The 21,175-nt window shown below is 48.5% G+C and carries 13 protein-coding genes and 1 other RNA gene; 6 read left to right on the top strand and 8 right to left on the bottom strand.

Going from position 1 to position 21,175, the window contains the following annotated elements; translation table 11 throughout:
• Positions 1-9: 9 nt before the first annotated feature.
• From H8L47_RS02625 to H8L47_RS02615, 3 genes are all read left to right on the top strand, one after another.
• Complete coding sequence (locus H8L47_RS02625; RefSeq protein WP_186951670.1) at positions 10-1,017, top strand: serine/threonine protein kinase; 1,008 nt, start codon at positions 10-12, stop codon at positions 1,015-1,017.
• Between the two features lie 92 nt (positions 1,018-1,109).
• Positions 1,110-1,781, top strand: coding sequence for a ribose-5-phosphate isomerase RpiA (gene rpiA, locus H8L47_RS02620; protein WP_186951669.1), 672 nt, complete (start codon positions 1,110-1,112; stop codon positions 1,779-1,781).
• A gap of 100 nt (positions 1,782-1,881) precedes the next feature.
• Positions 1,882-2,628 (top strand): carbonic anhydrase family protein, encoded by a 747-nt coding sequence (locus tag H8L47_RS02615; RefSeq protein WP_222616375.1) that lies wholly within the window; start codon positions 1,882-1,884, stop codon positions 2,626-2,628.
• Between the two features lie 65 nt (positions 2,629-2,693).
• On the opposite strand, the gene H8L47_RS02610 is transcribed toward H8L47_RS02615, so the two are convergent.
• The 3 genes from H8L47_RS02610 to H8L47_RS02600 all read right to left on the bottom strand — a co-directional run bounded on the left by H8L47_RS02610 (position 2,694) and on the right by H8L47_RS02600 (position 5,585).
• Positions 2,694-2,966, bottom strand: a complete 273-nt coding sequence (locus tag H8L47_RS02610) for an oxidative damage protection protein (RefSeq protein ID WP_186951668.1) — start codon at positions 2,964-2,966, stop codon at positions 2,694-2,696.
• A 65-nt stretch (positions 2,967-3,031) separates the two neighbouring features.
• Positions 3,032-4,342: an amino-acid N-acetyltransferase gene (gene argA, locus H8L47_RS02605; RefSeq protein WP_186951667.1), complete on the bottom strand. Its 1,311-nt coding sequence runs from the start codon at positions 4,340-4,342 to the stop codon at positions 3,032-3,034.
• Between the two features lie 91 nt (positions 4,343-4,433).
• On the bottom strand, positions 4,434-5,585 hold the full coding sequence (locus H8L47_RS02600; protein WP_186951666.1) for a tetratricopeptide repeat protein: 1,152 nt from the start codon (positions 5,583-5,585) through the stop codon (positions 4,434-4,436).
• Between the two features lie 184 nt (positions 5,586-5,769).
• Between H8L47_RS02600 and hrpA the strand changes: the two genes are divergently transcribed.
• Complete coding sequence (gene hrpA / locus H8L47_RS02595; RefSeq protein ID WP_408057681.1) at positions 5,770-9,897, top strand: ATP-dependent RNA helicase HrpA; 4,128 nt, start codon at positions 5,770-5,772, stop codon at positions 9,895-9,897.
• Between the two features lie 135 nt (positions 9,898-10,032).
• Complete coding sequence (locus tag H8L47_RS02590) at positions 10,033-10,929, top strand: DMT family transporter (protein WP_186951665.1); 897 nt, start codon at positions 10,033-10,035, stop codon at positions 10,927-10,929.
• A gap of 22 nt (positions 10,930-10,951) precedes the next feature.
• Here the strand turns inward: H8L47_RS02590 and H8L47_RS02585 are convergent, their stop codons facing one another.
• From H8L47_RS02585 to H8L47_RS02570, 4 genes are all read right to left on the bottom strand, one after another.
• Positions 10,952-11,551 carry a hemerythrin domain-containing protein gene (locus tag H8L47_RS02585; protein ID WP_186951664.1) on the bottom strand — a complete coding sequence of 200 codons (600 nt, stop codon included), beginning with the start codon at positions 11,549-11,551 and terminating at the stop codon, positions 10,952-10,954.
• A gap of 197 nt (positions 11,552-11,748) precedes the next feature.
• Positions 11,749-13,611 (bottom strand): oligoendopeptidase F, encoded by a 1,863-nt coding sequence (pepF, locus tag H8L47_RS02580; protein WP_186951663.1) that lies wholly within the window; start codon positions 13,609-13,611, stop codon positions 11,749-11,751.
• Between the two features lie 321 nt (positions 13,612-13,932).
• The gene (locus H8L47_RS02575; protein WP_186951662.1) at positions 13,933-17,502 is read right to left on the bottom strand and encodes an ABC transporter permease/M1 family aminopeptidase; all 3,570 of its coding nucleotides are present in this window, start codon (positions 17,500-17,502) and stop codon (positions 13,933-13,935) included.
• 9 nt (positions 17,503-17,511) lie between these two features.
• Positions 17,512-18,420, bottom strand: coding sequence for an ABC transporter ATP-binding protein (locus tag H8L47_RS02570; RefSeq protein ID WP_186951661.1), 909 nt, complete (start codon positions 18,418-18,420; stop codon positions 17,512-17,514).
• A gap of 228 nt (positions 18,421-18,648) precedes the next feature.
• Here H8L47_RS02570 and ffs point away from each other — a divergent pair.
• Positions 18,649-18,747: signal recognition particle sRNA small type (gene ffs / locus H8L47_RS02565), an RNA gene on the top strand.
• 70 nt (positions 18,748-18,817) lie between these two features.
• Here the strand turns inward: ffs and H8L47_RS02560 are convergent.
• Complete coding sequence (locus tag H8L47_RS02560) at positions 18,818-21,091, bottom strand: ATP-binding protein (RefSeq protein ID WP_186951660.1); 2,274 nt, start codon at positions 21,089-21,091, stop codon at positions 18,818-18,820.
• Positions 21,092-21,175: the final 84 nt, after the last annotated feature.

The following is a 21,175-nucleotide window of genomic DNA, read 5'->3' as shown; positions in this document are numbered from 1 at the left end:
AATAGCGACATGACAGATTTTACTCCCCCAGATTCTTTCGCCGGGCTGACACCCGAATTAGTCCTTGATGCCGTCGATAGTAGTGGCTTGCGCAGCGATGGGCGCATGTTGGCCCTGAATAGCTATGAAAACCGCGTTTATCAGATAGGCATAGAGGATGCTTCTCCTATTATCGCCAAGTTTTATCGCCCCTTGCGCTGGTCAGATGAAGCGATACAGGAGGAACATGACTTCGTCGCTGAGTTGCAGACGCACGAAATTCCTGTCATTGCTGCCTTGCGGGCAGACAATGGAAATAGCCTGCGTCACTATCAAGGTTTCCGCTTTTCCTTGTTCAAGCGCCAGAGTGGCCGTGCACCTGAAACTGGTGACCCAGCCACGCTTGAATGGCTGGGACGTTTCATAGGACGCATACATGCCGTCGGCGCTACTACCAGTTATGCAGTTAGGCCAGCGTTGAATCCGCAAAGTTTTGGTGTATTGCCACGTGCGTGGTTGCTGGAGCATGATTTTATTCCAACGGATTTACTGGCGGCGTACGCCAGCGTTAGCCAGCAAGCCCTTGATGGTATTCAGGCTTGTTATGACAGGGCAGGCGAGGTGCCGCAACTACGCTTGCATGGTGATTGCCATCTGGGAAATGTCTTGTGGCTGGAATCTGGTCCAGAGGCTGGCCCGCACTTTGTCGATTTTGATGACAGCCGCATGGGGCCTGGCATACAGGACTTGTGGATGCTGTTATCGGGTGACCGTAGCGAAATGCAACGCCAGTTGACCGATATTCTGGTCGGCTATGAAGATTTTTTTGAGTTTGAACCTCGTCAACTGTATTTGATAGAAGCCTTGCGCACCTTGCGGCTTATCCATTATTCAGCCTGGCTGGCACAGCGTTGGAGTGACCCGGCTTTTCCGGCAGCCTTTCCATGGTTTAACAGCCAGCGTTACTGGCAAGACCGCATACTTGAACTGCGCGAGCAGGTTGCTCTGATGGATGAGGCACCGTTGTGGCGAATTTAATACTGTTTTAGTCTCGTTCTTGATCAAATTACGAATAAGTCCGGCCTTATTGTAAAATCCCGCCAATTTTTAAACTATGATGGAAATGCACCATGACTCAAGACGAACTGAAACTTGTCGTCGCCCAGGCGGCAATTGCTTATGTAGTAGAAGGTGAAATTGTTGGCGTAGGTACCGGTTCTACAGCAAACTTTTTTATTGATGAACTAGCCAAGATCAAGCACAAAGTCAAAGCAGCTGTTGCGTCTTCTGAAGTGACGGCAGCGCGTTTGCGTTCTCACGGTATTACCGTGCTGGATTTGAATGAAGTGACATCCATGCCAGTCTATATCGATGGAGCGGATGAAATCACGCCGCAAGGTGCCATGATCAAGGGTGGCGGTGCGGCATTGACGCGCGAAAAGATCGTTGCATCTGTTGCTGAAAAATTTGTCTGTATCGCTGATGGTTCCAAACTGGTGGATGTGCTGGGCAAGTTTCCTTTGCCAGTAGAAGTAATTCCCATGTCACACGCAGTCGTTGCACGCAAGCTCAATGCATTGGGCGGTGAGGCGCGTTTGCGCATGAAAGATGGAGAGCCATTATTGACTGACAATGGCAATATGATTTTGGATGTACATGGCATGCAAATTCTTGATCCGCTGACGATGGAAGCAGAGATTAACAATATCGTGGGCGTGGTGACGGTTGGCTTGTTCGCTCGACAAGGTGCAAATGTTTGCCTTCTGGGGACTGCTGAAGGTGTGAAAACCTTGCAGTTCTGAAATTAGCAAGAGACTGGTATGGTTGTTTTGCAGTAAATACATGCCATTGCAGATGAATATGAAGTCATCAATTGTTCAATTCTATGAGGAGATGAAGCAAATGAACATGAATACAAAGAAAAAAACAGCCAAGTCACTAAGTTTCCTGGCCTCGCTGACGGCAGCTTTGCTGATCTCAGCTTGTGCAACACAGTCGCCTACCACAGGAAGGCCTGTCATTGATGTTGCAATGACGCAGGCCATGCAAAGTAAGATCAGCCCAGATGCTGCCATTGCGATGCTCAAAGAGGGGAATCAGCGCTTTGTCTCCAGTAGCATGTTGAAACGCGACTTGCCTGGTCAGGTAAAAACCAGCGGAAGGGATGGTCAGTTCCCATTTGCCAGTATAGTCAGTTGCATAGATTCGCGTTCTGAGCCTGCGCTCGTATTTGATCAAGGTATAGGTGATTTGTTTACTGCCAGAGTGGCCGGTAACATCGTTAATGAAGACATCCTTGGTAGCCTTGAATATGCTGCAAAGGTAGCTGGGTCTAAAGTCATCATCATTCTTGGTCATTCACATTGCGGCGCAGTGAAAGGAGCGTGTGATAATGCTAATTTGGGCAATCTCACACAACTTGTGGCCAAGATCATGCCGGCTGTGAAAGCGACGCCTGATAATCACGGCAGCGACCGTTCTTCAAAAAATCATCATTTTGTCGATGCAGTGGCAGAAATGAACGTGAAAATGACGGTCAAGGCAGTGACAGAAAAGAGCGTGGTATTGAAAGAAATGGCCGACAAGGGTCAGATAAAGATCGTCGGAGCCATGCTGGATGTTGAAACAGGAAAAATCGATTTCTATTGATAAAGTCAGATCGAAACAAACAAAAAAGCCCGTTTAGCGGGCTTTTTTGTTTAGATGCGACTCAATTATTCTGTCGGCGGAACATAGCCAGTAGCAGCATCGGCCCCATCGCCAAAGAAATGTTTTTCCATCTGCGTTGCCAGATACTTGCGGGCGCGAGTGTCAGCCAGATTCAGGCGGTTCTCATTCACTAGCATGGTCTGGTGTTTGAGCCACGCAGCCCAGGCTTCTTTGGACACGCTTTCATAAATTCTTTTGCCCAATTCACCTGGGTAAGTTGGAACGTCTAGACCTTCGGCTTCTTTGTCTAATTTAATGCAGTGGACCATGCGGGCCATGTTGGTGCTCCTTAATGTGAATCTTGATAAGTCTTGAAAACAGCCTGAATTATACGGGCAGTGGCTTAGAGTTGCTTGATCAGAACCAAAGACTTGCGTTGCCAGTTATACATTTTTTGCCTGTCTTTCGGCAAATCGTCTACCGAAGCACTAACAAAACCGCGTTTCAGGAACCAGTGAGCAGTGCGCGTCGTTAATACAAACAGACTATGGAAGCCAGCCCGGCGCGCACGTTTTTCCAGATGCTTGAGTATGCGTTCGCCGTCGCCTTGGCTTTGCACTTCCGGATTCACAGTCAGGCAAGCCATTTCTGCCATCTTTTCAAAAGGGAAGGGGTAGAGGGCGGCACAACCAAATATCACGCCATCATGCTCAATGACAGAGAAGTAATTGATCTCCCTTTCTATCAGTTCACGTCCACGCTTGACCAGGGTGCCATCGGCTTCCAGCGGTTCTATCAGCTTGATAATGCCGCCTACGTCTTCAATCGTGGCCTCGCGCAAACTTTCCAGGTTTTCTGAAGACACCATGGTGCCCACGCCATCATGGGTGAACAATTCCAGCAGGGCTGAACCATCCATCTTGTACGGGACGATGTGAATACGCGGAACACCACCACGCGATGCCTTGATCGCGTGTTCCAGATAAAACGCAGAATCCAGTGGCAAATAGCCTGCCTTTAATTCCTGCTCGGCTTGCATGAAAGATAATTCGCGGATTTCATCATTATCCTGATCCACCATCATCGGTGTTTCAGAGATGAAAATCAGTTTATCGGCACGCAAGGCAGAAGCTGCCGATACGGCAACGTCTTCCATCGTCAAATTGAATGCTTCACCCGTTGGTGAGAAGCCCAGAGGTCCAAGCAAGACCAGATTGCCTGCATCAAGGATTCGGTGAATCGTTTCATACGCGACCTTGCGGGCAATGCCTGTCAATTGAAAGTCAACTCCGCCAACGATGCCGATCGGTTTTGCGGTGACAAAATTTCCAGAAATGATACGTATTGCAGAGTGGGCCATCGGTGTATTTGGCAAGCCCTGGCTAAATGCAGCTTCTATGTCCAGTCGCAATTCACCAGCAGCTTCTTTTGAACATTCCAGCGCTGCTGTATCGGTAATCCGTATGCCGTTGTGAAAAGCGCCTTCTACGCTACGTAATGCCAGTTGTTCGGCTACCTGGGGTCGTGAGCCATGGACGATGACAATCTTGATACCCAAGGCATGTAAAAGTGATAAATCTTGCGCCAGAACCGGCAGGGCACCTGCCATGACCAGTTCGCCGGGGAAGGCAACCACGAAGGTCTTTCCACGGAAGGCATGAATATAGGGCGCGACTGAGCGCAGCCAGTGAACGAATTGAACGGGATTTTCCATCCGCCAATTATAATCTGAGACGAGAAAACAGATGGTCAATCAACGTGGTCGATTGTACACATTGACAGATTCATTCGCAAAACCCGTGTTTTCAGTGTGTATATGTTGACTTGATACGCTCCAGCTTGCCTACATACAAATCATGGGCTTTGCGGGTTGTGCTATTGGCCTTGGCCAGGAGTAGTTCTTCAGTCGCATCAGGTATTTCACCCAGCTTCAGGTGTGCCAGCGCCAGCCATAAATGAAATTCATCATAGTTGGCGTCGCGTTTTATCTCACGCTTGAACAAGGTTTTTGCTTCTGCAAAGTCACCACGTTGCATGGCAGCCAGGCCGCGATTGAAGAAATGGAAAGGTGGATAGGGTTGTAATTCTTCGAGACGGCTGAAATAGACCTGTGCTTCCAGTGGGCGACCGGATTTGCGCAAGACTTCAGCCAGATTGCTTAAAGCCAGCGTGTTGTCGGGTTCTTTTGTCAATATCTGTTTGAATACATTTTCAGCCAATTGGAAATTGCCGTGTTGGCGATAAATAACACCCAGCGTATTGTAGGCTGTCAGGAAATCAGGGTCGGTGCGCAATGCCTCGCGGGCAAACCAGTAGGCATCATTGACATTGTGTTGCGCCAGTAATTCTGCCGCGCGATTATTCATATACATGGCGATCACAGTCGCTTCACTTATCAATACTGTTTTTTGCCCGAGAATTTCACCTGGGGGCAAGAAATCTATCACCATTCTTTGATGATATTCATCTGCATTGCGCAAGAAGCCTGGTCGCCTGCCCAGCACGATATTGACGTGGCCAGCAGCAAAGTACAGATCATTATTGCGACTCCATGATTCATTAATCAATACATTTTGATATTGCACATCCAAACCCAGTTGTTTGGCAAAGGCTGCAGTCATGAGCACTAACGATAAACAGTTGCCAGAGCGTGCTGCAAATGCCTGAGCGGCATTGCGTGTCATTTCCGCATCATATTCCAGTTTGATCTGGCGCTTGCTTGAGAGCGCTTCAAACAAAGCTCTTTGCGGCCCCCGTTTGCTTAACTGAGGCATGATTTCCTGATGTAGATAGGATTTCATTTCTTTGCTGACTGTCAGCACATTATCTTTGTCGATGGGGATGGAGCTGGGAGCAAATTCCTGATCGTGGAAGTGTAGCTCACCCAGTTTTTGCGTGGCTGGTGTCGCGCAGGCTGTAAGTAAACATGTGAAAAACAGAATAATCCAGGTTTTCATCTTGACCTCCGCAAGTATCACGATAAGTAAAATTGATGATCAGTTCAGTTTTTGTTTATTCAGTATAGATTAAGTTGCGGGGGAATTTCTTCTCAGTATTTATTGGCTTGAGCCGGGTGCAAGTGAATAAGCAAAAAACAACATTGCGCAACTCTGCCAAAAATCTGGGATAATGGAAAGTGCTATGTCTTCAAATCAAACACCTAAAAACTCCCCCCAAAAAGCAATGCCCAATGTGATAGATGGTTTATCGGGATTGCGCGAACTTCGACAACAATTGCGCGAAACAGCTGGCAAGCCAGAATCGCCTGACAACAAGCCTTTAATGGAAAATGTCGCTGAGCGAGTTCGTACGCCCGAAGTACAGAATACAAGATCGCAGCCAAATCGCAATAAGTCTGCGACAACTGCAAGCGAACCTCCAGCCGTAAGAAAAAAAGTAACTGGGCCAGCCAGGGAAGAGGCGCCATTGCCATTTCGTAATCCCTTGCCACCTATCAGCTATCCTGAAGAGTTACCAGTATCCGGCAAACGGGCAGAAATTGCCGAGGCTTTGCAAAAGCATCAGGTTATTATTGTCTGTGGTGAAACTGGTTCCGGTAAAACCACGCAATTACCAAAAATCTGCCTGGAACTGGGGCGCGGTCAAAAAGGCATGATAGGCCATACCCAGCCACGCCGTATTGCTGCGTCGTCTACCGCCAAGCGTATTGCGCAAGAATTGAATTCGCCGTTGGGCGAGCATGTTGGTTTTAAAGTCCGTTTTACCGATACTCTGAGCAAGGGCGCATCGGTCAAGCTGATGACCGACGGTATCTTGTTGGCAGAAACCCAGACCGACCCGCTGTTAAAACAATATGACACCATCATCATTGATGAGGCGCATGAGCGCAGCCTGAATATTGATTTCCTGCTCGGTTACCTGAAGCAATTGCTACCCAAGCGTCGTGACCTGAAGATCATCATCACTTCAGCCACGATCGATGCCCAGCGCTTTGCCAATCATTTTGCTGATACCAGGGGGGGCGAGCCCACGCCAGCACCTGTGATTGAAGTGTCGGGCCGATTGTATCCGGTAGAAGTGCGCTATCGCCCGATACAGGATACGGAAAAAGACAAAGAACGCGATTTGATGACGGCCATTACTGATGCCGTTGATGAATTATGCCGGGTAGGTTCTGGTGACGTGCTGGTATTTTTGCCGGGTGAGCGCGAGATTCGTGATGCTGCCGAAGCCTTGCGCAAACACCATCCACCGCATGTAGAGATTTTGCCCCTGTTTGCCCGTCTGTCGGCGCAAGAGCAGGAGAGGGTATTCAAGATCTCGAATGCACGCCGCATCATCCTTGCTACGAATGTGGCGGAGACCTCGCTGACGGTACCTGGTATACGCTACGTCGTCGATGCTGGCCTGGCGCGTGTCAAGCGCTATAGCTACAGAAATAAAGTCGAGCAATTGCAGATAGAGGCAGTGGCCCAGTCGGCTGCCAACCAGCGTGCTGGTCGTTGTGGTCGCGTTGCGGCGGGTGTTTGCATACGTTTGTACGATGAGCAGGATTATCTGCAAAGACCAAAATTTACCGAGCCAGAAATTTTGCGCTCATCCCTGGCAGCCGTCATTTTGCGTATGAAATCGCTGCGCCTGACTGATGTCGAGACTTTCCCCTTCATAGAGCCGCCACCAGGCCGGGCGATTGCTGACGGTTATCAGCTCTTGCAAGAATTGGGCGCCATGGACGAAGTCAATCAGTTGACGCCGGTTGGCAGGCAGTTGGCGAAACTGCCGCTGGACCCGCGCGTGGGTCGCATGATCCTGGCAGCGCGCGACAACCAGGCCTTGCAGGAAGTGCTGATCATTGCTGCCGCATTGTCGGTGCAAGATCCGCGTGACCGCCCGATGGAGGCGCAGGCGGCAGCGGACATGGCGCACAAGAAATTTGCCGATGAAAAGTCTGAATTCCAGTCTTACCTGAAAATCTGGAAATGGTTTGAAGATGCCATTGAGCACAAGAAAACCAATCGCCAGTTGCAAGACAATTGCCGCGCCAATTTCCTGAGCCAGATGCGCTTGCGCGAATGGCGTGAAGTGCATTCACAATTGCTGACCATCGTCAAAGAGCAGGGCTGGCGCTTGAATGAAGCCCCTGCCACATATGAGCAATTGCACTTATCTCTATTGACGGGTTTGCTGGGTAATATCGGTTACAAGTCAGATGAAGAAGCGCATTACCTAGGCGCGCGTGGCATCAAGTTTTATATCTGGCCGGGTTCCACTCTTGCAAAAAAAGCCGGACGCTGGATCATGGCAGCTGAGCTGGTGGATACCACACGCCTATATGGCCGTTGCATCGCCCAGATCAATCCTGAATGGCTGGAGAAAATTGGCGAGCATCTGCTGAAAAAATCCTATGGTGAACCACGCTGGGAAAAACGTGCCGGTCAGGTATCTGCTTTTGAACGCGCCACCCTGTACGGTCTGGTCGTGTATAGCCAGCGGCGAACCCAGTATGGATTGACGCACCCTGTAGAGGCTCGCGAGATGTTCATACGCGATGCATTGGTCGAAGGCGAGTTTGAAACTCGTGCCCCTTTCTTTGCGTATAACCAGAAACTGGTGCGTGAGATAGAAAACCTCGAGCATAAATCACGCCGTCTGGATGTGCTGGTGGATGAAGAGCTGATTGTGGCATTCTATGACCAGCACTTGCCAGTCGATGTCTATAACGCCGTCTTGTTTGAAGAGTGGCATAAGGAAGCGACCAAGGCCAATCCCAAGCTCTTGTACCTGAACAAGGACGAGCTGATGCGTCATGAGGCAGCAGGCGTCACCACGGATTTATTCCCCAAGACCATGCAGGTCTCAGGTGTGGCCTTGCAGCTCAGTTATCACTTTGAGCCTGGCAGTCCACGCGATGGTGTGACCCTGACGGTGCCTTTGTTTTCGCTTAATCAGGTGTCGGCAGACCGCTGTGAATGGCTGGTACCCGGCATGCTGAAAGAAAAAGTGCATTTGCTGATCAAGTCCTTGCCGCAAAAAATACGTCGTCACTGTGTGCCTATTCCTGAATATGCAGCAGGCTTTTGTGAGCGCAATGATTTTGGCAAAGGCAACTTCCTTGATGCAGTGATTGCAGATATACGCGAGCAAAAAGGCTTGCTGTGCAAGACCACGGACTTTAAATTCGAGACTGTGCCTGTGCATTTGACGATGAACTTTAAAGTCGTCGATGAACATGGCCGTCAACTGGAAATGGGACGTAACCTGGCCAGCCTGCGGGCGGAATTTGGTGGCCAGGCACGCGAGAGTTTCCAGCGTATTGCCAGTGCCGAGAAACTGGCTTTGCTAGATACAAATCCAGTTGCGATCAAGCAGGCTGCTGTGGCAGAAGACAAATCAGTCCGTAATGCCGGGAAACCAGCAACTGCCAACGTCCAGACTGGTGCTGCAATTCCGGCACTAAAACAGGAAAACCTGACAGCCTGGACTTTCGACAGCCTGCCCGAATTGCTGGAAGTCCAGCAGGGTAAACAGACCCTCATTGGTTATCCAGCGCTGGTGGATAAACTCACGCATTGCCATATTGAGGTCTTTGATGACCCTGATGAAGCGGCGCGTATACATCGCATAGGCATGCGGCGTCTGTTTGCCTTGCAGTTGAAAGAGCAGATCAAGTTCCTGGAAAAAAATATCCCTGGTTTGCAGCAGATGGGCATGCAATTCATGGCGCTGGGTTCGCAGGAAGAATTGCGTGACCAGATTATTCAGGTCGCCATAGAAAGTGCCTTCCTGCAAAGCCCTTTACCTGCCAATTCAGGTGAATTCAACAAGCGCAGGGATGAAGGTAAGGCCAGGTTGAATTTGCTTGCCAATGAAATTGCCCGCACAGCCGCACAGATACTGGCTGAATACCATGGATTGCCGAAGAAACTGCAAGGCATCAAGGCGCATGCGCAAGCTGCTGCCGATATGCAGGCGCAATTGCAGATGCTGGTGACCAAGCACTTTATTGCGGAAAATGATTTCACCCAATTGTCGCACTTCCCGCGTTACCTGAAAGCGATCACGGTACGCATGGACAAGCTGCGTGCCGATCCGGCGCGTGACCAGAAGTTGGTGGCTGAATGGAATAGTGTCGCCCAGGCCTGGCAACGTCACCCGCGCAAGACCGGTGTTGATGCTGATCCAAAACTGCTGGAGTTTCGCTGGTTGCTGGAAGAACTCAGGGTCTCGCTGTTTGCCCAGGAGCTGCGTACACCCATGCCGGTGTCCGTCAAGCGCTTGCAAAAAGTGTGGGAAAGTTTGCAGCGATAGCCGTCAATAGATCATTAGTAAATGAGTAGTAGCATGGCCGCAGGCAAAGCTTGTTTGCTTGTTGTATGCTGAGGGCAGGCAGACGGGTTAATACACCTGATACTGCCTGCTTTTTTTATAGGCATGCTGAAATTCATGAATCATAAACTGAACCCCGCAACGATTTTCTTGCTTGTCATACCGCCTTTGCTCTGGGCGGGCAATGCTGTCGTCGGGCGTATGATTCATGAGATGGTGCCGCCAATTACACTGAACTTCATACGTTGGGTATTGGCCTTTTTGATACTCTTGCCCATGGCTTTCCATATTTATCGCCGCGATAGCATGTTGTGGCGTAACTGGCGGCGCTATGCATTATTGGGTTTGCTAGGTGTGGGTTTGTACAATGCCTTGCAATACCTGGCCTTGCAGAGCTCTACACCGATTAACGTCACACTTGTTGCGGCCAGCATGCCGGTATGGATGATGATGGTTGGTAGCCTGTTCTTCCAGGCCAAGGTCTCTCGCTGGCAACTGGCCGGTGCAGTATTGTCTATCGTTGGTGTGTTGATTGTCTTAAGCCGTGGTGAAATAAGGCAATTGCTGTCGCTGCATCTGGTTCTTGGCGATATTTTCATGATCATTGCCACCATCACCTGGTCAGTCTATAGCTGGTTGCTGACGCGCGGTAACGATGGTGAGTTACGCAATCACTGGGCTGATTTCTTACTGGCGCAAGTCAGCTTTGGTGTATTGTGGTCCGGCTTATTTTCTGCAACTGAATGGGTTGTTGCTAAGTCGACAATACACTGGAGCCCCATGCTATTCGCGGCCCTGGCTTTTGTTGCCATCGGCCCGGCAGTGATTGCTTTTCGTTGCTGGGGCTTGGGCGTACAAAGGGTAGGGCCGAATATTGCTGCTTTTTTCAACAACCTGACGCCCCTGTTTGCCGCCCTGATGTCAGCTGCCTTTTTGAGGGAAACACCGCATGTGTTTCATGCGCTGGCATTTATGTGCATCGTCGGTGGCATTATCCTGTCTTCGCGGCGCTAGATTTTTTTATCGAGTTCTTGGTTTAAATTGGGTCGCCAACGCCTATAGGCGCAGGAGCGATGTTGACGATGAGTGAAAATAGTTGCTCATATTTGTAACGTTCGCCAGCATCATCCAGCATTTTGCGGTTTTCCAAAAATGCGGCATCAACTTCTTTCCAGTCCTGGTCATTCAGCACTTGCCTGGCTATGGGCATGATGCGCTCTTCTTCTGCGCGCATGTGGGCAAAATAAAAATGGGCGTACTGCTCCACCAGATCACGAAATCGTGCAAAAGCAGGTTTGCCACCAAATTCATAGTCCAGCAAAGCATGAAATAACCTATGCACCATCAACTCACCTTTACTGTGTTGTTCACTTAAGGCATCAAGTTCACTGTCGAGTTGATGTGTTCTTTCCTTGATTTTAGCAAACAGGTATTGATCTTCTTTGGGGTGATGGACTTTTTCAGGATATTCCATGATGTAATACAGCATTGCCCGGAATACTTTCAGATCAGGCGCGTTGCCGCCACTTTCTATTTGCCGCACGAAATAACGCATGCCTTGTATGACTGACGACAAGTGTTCGTGCTCGTCCTGTATGACGCGTAGCGACGCAGGGTAAATATTTCTGACTGACATGGCGTGTCTCCTTGCTATTCTTTCTATTACTTTACTTTGGCAGCGGCAGGCAGCTGTTGATCAGGATCAAAAAAGCAGGAATGACTGGTTGATGAAAATTTAGCCACGCAAGCTTCGCTTGCGTGGCTAAGTTGCTTTCTGATCGTGTGAAAACGCTAATTGTCGTTCAATCCTTTCAGAAAATCAGACTTCATGTATTAACGTTTTGCCTGTATCGCTTCAATCTGATCCATGATTTTATTCATGCGTACAAATACGGCCTGATAAGGGGCAGGTGAAGCCAGGTCCACACCTGCGCTCTTGACCAGTTCATAGGGGTAAGCAGAACCGCCTGCTTTCAGGATGTTCAGGTATTTATCCCTGGCACCAGCTTGTCCCTTCAGGATTTCATCGGCGAACATGGAGCCAGCAGCGATGGAAGTCGCATACTGGAATACATAGAAACGGTTGTAGAAGTGGGGAATATAAGCCCATTCTACGGCATAGGCATCATCTATTTTCATGATGTTTTCTTTGTCGCCATGATAACTTTTCAGGATGTCGCCATAGATTTTCGACAGTGCTTCGCCAGTCAGGGACTCACCTTTATCTACCTTGGCATGTACTTCACGCTCAAAGTCAGCAAACATGGCCTGGCGGAAGAAAGTGCCGCGCAGGTTTTCCAGGGCTGAACCCAGATACAACAGACGTTCATCATCGCTCTTGGCGATCTTCAGCATATGGTCAAGCAAGAAAACTTCATTGGTGGTTGATGCAATTTCCGCTGTGAAAATTGGGTAGTCGGCGCTGATGAAAGGCTGGTGCTTGTTGGCCAGATAGGAATGCATGGCATGACCCCATTCATGTCCCAAAGTTGACACCGATTCATAATCATCGTTGTAATTCAACAGCACGTAGGGGTGAACATCGTAGGCCGAGCCATTCATGTATGCGCCTGAGCGCTTGCGTGGACGTGGGTAAACATCCATCCATCGTTCTGTCGTGGCTTTGGTCATGGCTTTGACATAGTCGTCACCTAAAGGCTTGACTGACTCCAAAACCAGTTTGACACCATCCTTGATTGTGTATTTGAAATCGCCAGATACCAGGGGTGGATAGATGTCGAAATAGCGCAGGTCTTTTACCCCAAGCAGTTTGGCGCGCAATTTGAAGTAGCGGTGCAGGGTAGGCAGGTTGGCCCTGGTTTGCGATACCAGTGTGTCATAGACTTCGCGTGGCACCTTGTTGTTATCCAGTGCTTGCGTCAAAGAATCGGGATAGTTGCGTATCTTGGCGTAGGCTGAGTCGCGTTTTAATTGTTCGTAAAACATTACGCCATAACTGCGTTCAAATTCTTTCCATTTGCCCCAGAATGCGTCAAATACCAGTTGGCGATCTGCCCGGTTGGGGGCCGCACGGTATTTGGTATAGGCGGACTGATCTATGCGTACTTCTTCACCAGTCGATAATTTGACCTTGGGCCATGGCATATCTGCATTTGACAAGGTGGAATAGACAGCGCTGGCAGTATTGGTTGCCATACCAAAGGTTGCGACGATTTCTTCGCCTTTTTTATCCAGGGTATGCTGGCCGGAACGCAAGATGTCATCTAACTGATGGGTATAGATCTTCAAGCCTTTTTCTTTGGACTGGAATGCAGCTATTTTTTTTGCGCCTATACTCAAAATTTCTGGTCTGAGGAAAGACGTTGCTTCTTCCACTTTACTACCCAATATGTCGGAGCGCTGGCCCAGGTCTGCACCAGCATTGTCACCAGTATCCTGATCGCGGAACTGGAAGGCATAGCTGGACAGACGGGCATAGCGCTTCCACAAGTCAGCATTCAGGTCCAGGCACGTCTTGAAGCGGGCAATATTGTCGCTCAGGTGACCGCTACAGGTTTGAAACTGTTTTAACTGCACCTCCAGCGTCATCGCATCTTTATCCCAATCAGCCTTGGTCTGATACATGTCTTTCAAATTCCATCGATCTGCTTCTGTCTCATTGGGATGGGCAGCAAAGGCAAAGCTTGGCAGGGTCAATGCAACAGCGAACAAGTTGCGAACAAGATGTTTATGCATGGTTTATGGTCCAGTTTGGATTTTTTGGATTAATGGATGTGCAACAAATGCAGGATAGTGGCTTATTGTTTATTTAATATTAATACATTTCAATGTAGTCATATTGACCCTGCACTTGAGGCCATATTTTGGTCTGAAAGTTCACAATTGAAAAGCAAATTTGGAAATATATTTACCATTTCCAAAACTTGAAATTGTCAAAAATTTAATTAATTCGCAGCTAAACCTGGCTTATGGTTACACAATGGCGGTAAATCCAAAAATGCACATATGTGCAAAAAAGGCGAACCATGGTTCGCCTTTTTGTGCCGGTAAACTCAATTACTTGCTACTCAATTCCACCTTGATCAAATTATCATCTGGTTTGCGATCCACATACTTGATATCTGGATCTATGCCTGCTTTGGCGGGCATGCCTTTGACGATGAGTTTGAATTCCATTTCTTTCTGGTGGATGAGCTGGCGCTGACGCAGCAAGGGTTTGCCGTCTTTGTCGTCTATGCCTATGTCCATCCAGTCTTTCAGAGGGACTTCTTTTTCTACACCCAATTCATCGGCCTTGAGTTTATTGCTGGTGACTTTGAGTGTCACTTCGTGCTGACCATCAGACAAGGCTGTAGCCGTTGCTGAAATGGCGCGATTTTCATACAGGGTGATTGAGTCAAACAGATCATCAATCACATATTGCTGCTCAGCCGGCGTGACTTCACGCAAGGCCTTGGTCAGGGCAGTGCTGCTAGGGTAAGGTGCGCCCTTGTTGGCATGGCGTGCGATGACTTGGCGCAAGGCCTGATTGACTTTGTCTTCGCCGATCTGGTCTTGCAGCAAGTACATGGCCAGGCTGCCTTTGGCATAGTGGATATAGTCTTGATTTTCATTTTGTGCCAGCGGCAATTCTTTTTTCCTTTCCTGACTGCGGCCCTGTAGATAGCGATCCAACTCAAACTGCAAGAAGCGGCGCATGGTTGCATCACCATAGGTATGCTTCATGACCATCAGGGCAGAATACTGCGCCAGGGTTTCCACCAGCACTGTGCCGCCTTTGCTGTTGCCAGAGATGACCTGATGTGCCCACCATTGATGGGCGACTTCATGTGCTGTTACATAGAATGGATAATCAACTTCCTTGGGATTGTTATCATCGACACGGGCAATGAAGCCTATGCTTTCTGAGAAAGGTATGGTGTTGGGGAAAGCCTGAGCAAATCTGGCATACCTTGGAAATTCAATGATACGGACCAGTTTGTGCTGATACGGACCAAAGTTCTTGGTGTAATAATCCAGTGATTTTTGCACGCCTTTCACCATGCGGTCTACATTGTATTCATGTCCTCTGTGATAATTGATTTCTATGGGAGTGTTTTGCCATTTCGCCTGTTTGACTTCATAACGTCCTGACAGGAAGGCATAAAAATTCAAGATGGCTTGCTCTGGCACGTAGTGATAATAGTTGCGCCCTTGCTCTTGCCATTGACGCTTTAAAGTGCCAGGTGCAACTGCCATTTGATCTGCAGAGGTTGACACTACCGCATCAAAACTGATCCAGTCGGCATCATTGGCGATATAGTTGTTTTCCAATGCCTTGGGATCATCCCTTTCAGCCATTCTCTCCTTTTCAGACAAGCCATGCTCGCGTCTGGTTTTATCTTCCCTGAGTTCCAGAGCTGGCTGATAGCCTATATGTGGCATCAACATGCTATTGAAGAAGCTGCCATTGTAGTAAAGAGGGCTACCCTGGCTCATACCCAGGAAGTTGTTGGGCGCGATTTTAAGTTCAAAATTGAAATTCAATTTCTCGCCTGCCGCTAAAGGTTTTTTAAGTTTATAGCTATGAAACCCCAGCTTGCTATCGGCTATATTTTTTTCATTCGGTAGATCCCATTCCATCTTGATGATGTCTACATCGTCTTTTTGCGTGATAAAAATTTCTTGTATAGCCTGGTTGCTGCGATTGACGAGTTGGTAGCTACCTTTGATATGGCTGCTACGGGTTTCCGGGAAAATGTCTACATTCAGTTTGACATCGCTAATGCGTGGCTGTGCCTGGCTGGCATACTGTTTATAACGTTTTTCATATTGGGCATTATCAGTTTGCTGGGCAAACTGGTTTTGATAAGGATTGAGGATATTCGTAAAGTAAAAAATCGCAGCACCAGTCAACAAAAAGACACTGGTGCCAGCCAACATCAAAATCGAATTGCCGCCTGAGAAAGCCTGTTTTGCCAGGCGTAAACGCAGGCGGAAATCGGTGGTAGTGCCACGTACCCACATCATCAAAGACAGGCTGACCAGGATCAAGGCTGCACCGGTCCAGTAAGTCAGATACCAGCGTGAGATCGCCAGCATGTGGCCATAACCATTCATGTCAGAATAAGTAACAGATGGTGTCACTGCATAGTTGAACATGGGATGCTCCACACCCAGTGCAGGCAAGGCTATAGTGGCAGCGTAATACAGTATGATCAAAAAATAAGCCAGATACTTGTGATTGACGATAACTTGCAAGGAAATCGCGAGTACAGCTAACAAGGCATATTCCGGCCATTGCATCAGAAACAGCTGTTGCACATACTGGGCTAACTCATAATTGTTATAGCCTTTGATGGTCTGTAGCAGGATGCCGCACAACATCAATACGAAGAGCATGATGCCTTGCAAGGCGATCAGTGCGATCAGCTTTGCAGCGAATGGCAAATAGTTTGGAATGGGTAGTGCGTCGAGCAGTTGCGCAATGCGCGCATCCCGTTCACGCCATACCAGTTCTCCGGCATAAAAAGTAGTGATGGCAAGCATGAAGATACCAAAGCTGCCACCCAAAATCTCGAGTACCGCATAGGTCACAGGATAAGTGGGTGTGCCAAACATTTTAGTGACGGAACTGGAAATCGCAAACACGAACAAAACGCCAGCCAATAGTATGACGATGAAATAAACATTTTTTACTGACTCCCGCAAATTCAGCATGCTCTCGGCATGCAGTAACTTCAAGATTCTGTTGCCTGAGAAATTGGGTGTAACTTTTTGCAGTAGCATCGTGGCGGGTGACGTTGTAGCAGCCTCTTTCTTTTGCTTGCCTGTCGTGTTGATCGTTGCGAATTTAAAGCGCCAGTAGCACAGCCCCAGACTGGCAAGGCCAAGACCCAGCCATATCAGACGGTTGATGAGAAAAACGCCATCCAGAGCGATTTGGCGGGCATTCTTGTCGGCTATGCTCCAGTATTCAGTCATCATGCTGACGGCAGAAGAACCAAAGGGATCAAGCAGGGCAGCCATGGTCTTGTTGTCGAGATCAGCCCGCAACGAACGGGCGACCAGATAGCCGATAATCAACAGCACGCTGGACACATACACCGGCATCATGCGACGTGTAAGTGCGCCAAGGGTAAAGAAAATACCACCAAAAATTATAAAATTCGGCAATATCGCATACAGATAGGGCATGACATATGACAAAGGTTGTACTGCACCCAGCCTGACAGCTTCTATGCCCGGCAAATAACAACCCAGCCATGCACCCAGACCGAGCCCAGAAAAAATGATGATGCTGGTCAGCAGGGCAGCCAAAAAGCGACCTGCGAGATATTGGAATTTGCTGATGGGGGCGCTGTAGAAAAAATGCCAGGCGTGGTGTTCTATATCCTGGTGCGTCGCTTGTCCCATCAATGCCGCAACCGTGCTGATGCCCAAATAGCCAAGGAAGGTGATGCTTTGAAAAACGGCTACTGGCGCATTGATATAAACCTTGCCGCCAAAACCGATGGACGCGCCGGCAAATAAGCCACCTGCTGCTGCCATCCATAGCAGGGCCAGGCAAAAGAAAACCAGAAAATAGACATAAGTGGACAGGCTGCGGGATTTCTGGCGCAGCTCAAACATGAGTATCGCTAACATGACGACTCCTCAGGCTGCGCGTTGAACTGGCAATGCAGCAGGACTGGGCAGCAAACCAGCCATCGCAGCGAAATACACATCTTCCAGATTGCCTTGGGTCGCGTCAAAGCCATGATCTGGCTGTTCGTCCGCATAGACGTGGATGAGCGTACGGCCCGAAGTCAGGCGACTGGAGATGAGTTGATGCTTTTGCTGGCAGGCTGCGAGTTCAGTCTTTTCAATAAAGCGTTTCCAGATTTTGCCCTGGATCTGCGCGATCAAAGAAAGCGGCTGTCCGGTTAGTATTACCTGGCCTTTGTTGATGACAGCCATGTTGTTGCACAGGTCAGCCACATCTTCAACGATATGGGTGGAAAGGATGACGATTTTTTCTGTACCTATGTCAGCCAGCAAATTATGAAAGCGTACCCGTTCTTCCGGGTCCAGGCCAGCCGTAGGTTCATCAACGATGATCAGTTTTGGGTCGCCGAGCAAGGCCTGCGCAATGCCAAAACGCTGACGCATGCCACCAGAGAAGCCGCCCAGGTGCTTGTTTTTGACATTGTAGAGATTGGTTTGATGCAGCAAGGCCTCAACCACCTCTTTACGTTGTTTGCGGTTGTCCAGCCCCTTCAGGACCGCAAAGTGATCCAGCAAGTCATAGGCGCTGACCTTGGGGTAAAGGCCAAAGTCTTGCGGTAGATAGCCAAGCAAACGGCGTATCTGATCCTTTTGTTCATGGATATTGATATTGTCCAGCAGCGCAGTGCCTGAATCGGCATCCTGTAAAGTCGCCAGCGTGCGCATCAAGGTTGATTTGCCCGCACCATTTGGTCCAAGCAAGCCAAACATCCCCGCAGGTATGGTCAGGTTGATATCATTGAGTGCCTGTACACCGTTACTGTATAGTTTTGAGAGATGTTGTATGCGAAGTTCCATGCTTTTTCCTTGTTGTAATTAAACCATTCCTTGCGCGGTTGGCGCCGGTAGATATATCTTATGCAAATGGAATGTGCAAATGGAAAGATGCGATGGAACAGGTATGGGCAGGGACGGAAGCGAGAAATTAGGGATTGAATTAGTCTGCCTGGAACGAGATTGGCATCTTGTCAGGCTTATTAGGTCAAAGTGCTGCAAGTTTGTGTTTGATGCGATATAATGGATCTTGGCGGGCCCCTGCGCATTGCGGCATGGCCAATCTGGTCAGGTCGGGAACGAAGCAGCCACAGTCATTTCCCGTAAGTGCCGCAGATCAGGCTCGCCAACTTCTTCTTTCAAATTCCCCAGCTTAAATTCTCGTAACATGGATTGCCATGTGGCTTAGTCTTGCTCAATGCTATGCGGCGAACTTGTCGGTTTGATTGACAGGGGCGATGAGAGGTAATAGCAGGCTAATGGTGGTTCCTTCGCCTGGTTCACTTTCCAGATCGATTTTCCCTCCAAGGACATCCGTCACCAAATTGTAGACGATATGCATTCCCAGGCCAGAACCTCCTTTGCCAAGTTTCGTGGTAAAGAAGGGGTCAAAGACACGGGCGAGGTGTTCAGGTGAAATGCCTGTACCATCATCACTGAAGATAATTTCAACCTGATGCTGACCAAACAACCTGGTTTTCAGGTACATATTTCCGTGTTCGAGATTTTCAAATGCATGGGTCAGGCAGTTATTGACGGAATTTGTAATAATTTGCGCCAGAGCACCTGGATAACTTTCCATCATGATATCTGGTGTAAAGTCTATATGCAGGTGATGTGTACTCCTGCTATACATAGGTTCCAAAGTGACCAGAATTTCATTAAGTGTCGTGCTAAGGTCAAAATTGCGCCGGTGATTGCTGGACTGGTCTACTGCCACTTGTTTGAAACTGAGAATTAACTGTGCTGCCCTGTCCAGGCTACGTACTAGGATATTCGCGCCCTTGCTGGTTTCACGAGTTAGCTGTGCCAGAACAGAGCGACGTGGCTGCGTAGTGGATAATTCATTTTCCATGGTGACTGCATGGTCTTGCAAAGTTGAGGCTACCGTGACGCTGTTTCCTATGGGTGTATTCAACTCATGCGCAATACCGGCGACTAAAGAACCTAGTGCGGCCATTTTTTCTGAACGTATCAATTCACCTTGCATGGCGGTCAAACTGTCTAGTGCATTTGCCAGTTCATTATTGGTTTCTTCCAGGCTTAGTGTGCGTTGCACTACCCGTTTTTCCAGATCTGCGTTCAATTGACGGATTTCATTTTCTATAGCGCGTATCTGGCTTATATCGATGGGTGTAAAGATAACCATCTTGTTGCCACCAGATTCAAATAACCTTGAAGACAGTAAACAGGTGGCGATTTTGCCATTTTTATAGCGAAATCGCATTTCAAACTGGTCGACAAAACCCTGCTCTTTGAGTAATTTTAGATAGTTTTCCCGTAAAGAGACGTCTTCCCAAAGCTGTAGTTCTTGCGGGGTTTTTCCCATCATTTCATGGACTTGAAAACCGGTTTGCCTCAGCAGGCTGTCATTCACTTCAACCAGTTTGTCATCTGCCAAACTGATCAACGCCAGGGGAACAGGCGAAAATTTAAATAGATTGACGAATTTGCTTTCACTAACGCGTAGTGACATTTCGGATTTTCTTAAGGAGTCTTCCGAGAGATGCAGGCGATGTATATGTACCCATAAAGAAAACGTCAATATGCACAAAAGCAGTATCGTAATCCCTGAAAATACCAGACGGTCACGCGTGCGTTCGCGCCACGGCATCAGGATGGAATCGCTGTCGCGGGCAAAAACTGACACGATAGGGAAGCTGGCAATTTTCCGGTAAGTATAAAGTCGCTCTATTTGATTTTTTTCATCAAGAAACTGCGCGTCTCTGAAATTGCCTTCGACGGGTTTACTGGCCAGCTCACGAATGACTGGCGAATTTCTAATCTCTTTACCTATATATTCCTTGTCAAAAGGAAAACGCACGATCACGGTGCCATTTTCGGTAAACAGGGATACTATCGCCTTGCTATCTTTAGCGATGCGGGCATACACCGCACTAAAGTAAGAAACGCTAAGGTCGGTACTTATAATTCCTAAATGACTACCATTGTCCGCATATAAGTTGCGAGCAAGTGGGACGACCAGCTCCGTATCATAAAAGCGCTGAAAGGGCTGACCAATCACGGCATGTTTGATTTCGGGATGCTTGAGCAAATAGGGGATGTACGTTCTTTCGTCCGCATCAACCTGATATGCAGGGTAATCGATAGTACTGACGAAGGCTTTTCCAGCAACATTGACATACTGCAGTGCTTTTAATATTTTGTTAAAAGGCTGTGCTTTGGTGATGAGTTCACGGATGATGTCGTCATTTAGCTCTCGCTCCCTGCTGATGGATTGTATGGCGTTGATGACTGTGCTCAAGTTGCCATCGGCCTCGTTCAGAGTTTGGGTAGCATGTTCTTCCAGCAGGCGAACAGCGACCAATCCATTTTCATGCTCGGATCTGAAAGTAATGTTGCGGTCTTGCGAAATGGCCCACCATGTTTGCAAAATAATGGCTGCAATGGCCACACCTGCAAGTAACAGGAAAATCACACCAGCAATTTTGGGCCGTTCAGCCGGTACCGCCATGCAAATTCCTTCCTGTAAATTCTTTCAGATTCTCGATGATTGAGACAGCTTGCGAGGTGGCGAAATTATTAATTGAATATGGGT

This window comes from Undibacterium umbellatum, from assembly GCF_014284125.1.
GTDB lineage: Bacteria > Pseudomonadota > Gammaproteobacteria > Burkholderiales > Burkholderiaceae_D > Undibacterium > Undibacterium umbellatum.
The sequence above is the reverse complement of the archived record's forward strand: the minus strand, read 5'-3'. Positions and strand labels throughout refer to the sequence as shown.

Excerpts from the sequence above, each read along its gene's own strand:
- H8L47_RS02625 (WP_186951670.1), top strand. The coding sequence starts at position 10 with ATGACAGATTTTACTCCCCCAGATTCTTTCGCCGGGCTGACACCCGAA.
- rpiA (WP_186951669.1), top strand. The coding sequence starts at position 1,110 with ATGACTCAAGACGAACTGAAACTTGTCGTCGCCCAGGCGGCAATTGCT.
- H8L47_RS02615 (WP_222616375.1), top strand. The coding sequence starts at position 1,882 with ATGAACATGAATACAAAGAAAAAAACAGCCAAGTCACTAAGTTTCCTG.
- H8L47_RS02610 (WP_186951668.1), bottom strand. The coding sequence starts at position 2,966 with ATGGCCCGCATGGTCCACTGCATTAAATTAGACAAAGAAGCCGAAGGT.
- argA (WP_186951667.1), bottom strand. The coding sequence starts at position 4,342 with ATGGAAAATCCCGTTCAATTCGTTCACTGGCTGCGCTCAGTCGCGCCC.
- H8L47_RS02600 (WP_186951666.1), bottom strand. The coding sequence starts at position 5,585 with ATGAAAACCTGGATTATTCTGTTTTTCACATGTTTACTTACAGCCTGC.
- hrpA (WP_408057681.1), top strand. The coding sequence starts at position 5,770 with ATGTCTTCAAATCAAACACCTAAAAACTCCCCCCAAAAAGCAATGCCC.
- H8L47_RS02590 (WP_186951665.1), top strand. The coding sequence starts at position 10,033 with ATGAATCATAAACTGAACCCCGCAACGATTTTCTTGCTTGTCATACCG.
- H8L47_RS02585 (WP_186951664.1), bottom strand. The coding sequence starts at position 11,551 with ATGTCAGTCAGAAATATTTACCCTGCGTCGCTACGCGTCATACAGGAC.
- pepF (WP_186951663.1), bottom strand. The coding sequence starts at position 13,611 with ATGCATAAACATCTTGTTCGCAACTTGTTCGCTGTTGCATTGACCCTG.
- H8L47_RS02575 (WP_186951662.1), bottom strand. The coding sequence starts at position 17,502 with ATGTTAGCGATACTCATGTTTGAGCTGCGCCAGAAATCCCGCAGCCTG.
- H8L47_RS02570 (WP_186951661.1), bottom strand. The coding sequence starts at position 18,420 with ATGGAACTTCGCATACAACATCTCTCAAAACTATACAGTAACGGTGTA.
- H8L47_RS02560 (WP_186951660.1), bottom strand. The coding sequence starts at position 21,091 with ATGGCGGTACCGGCTGAACGGCCCAAAATTGCTGGTGTGATTTTCCTG.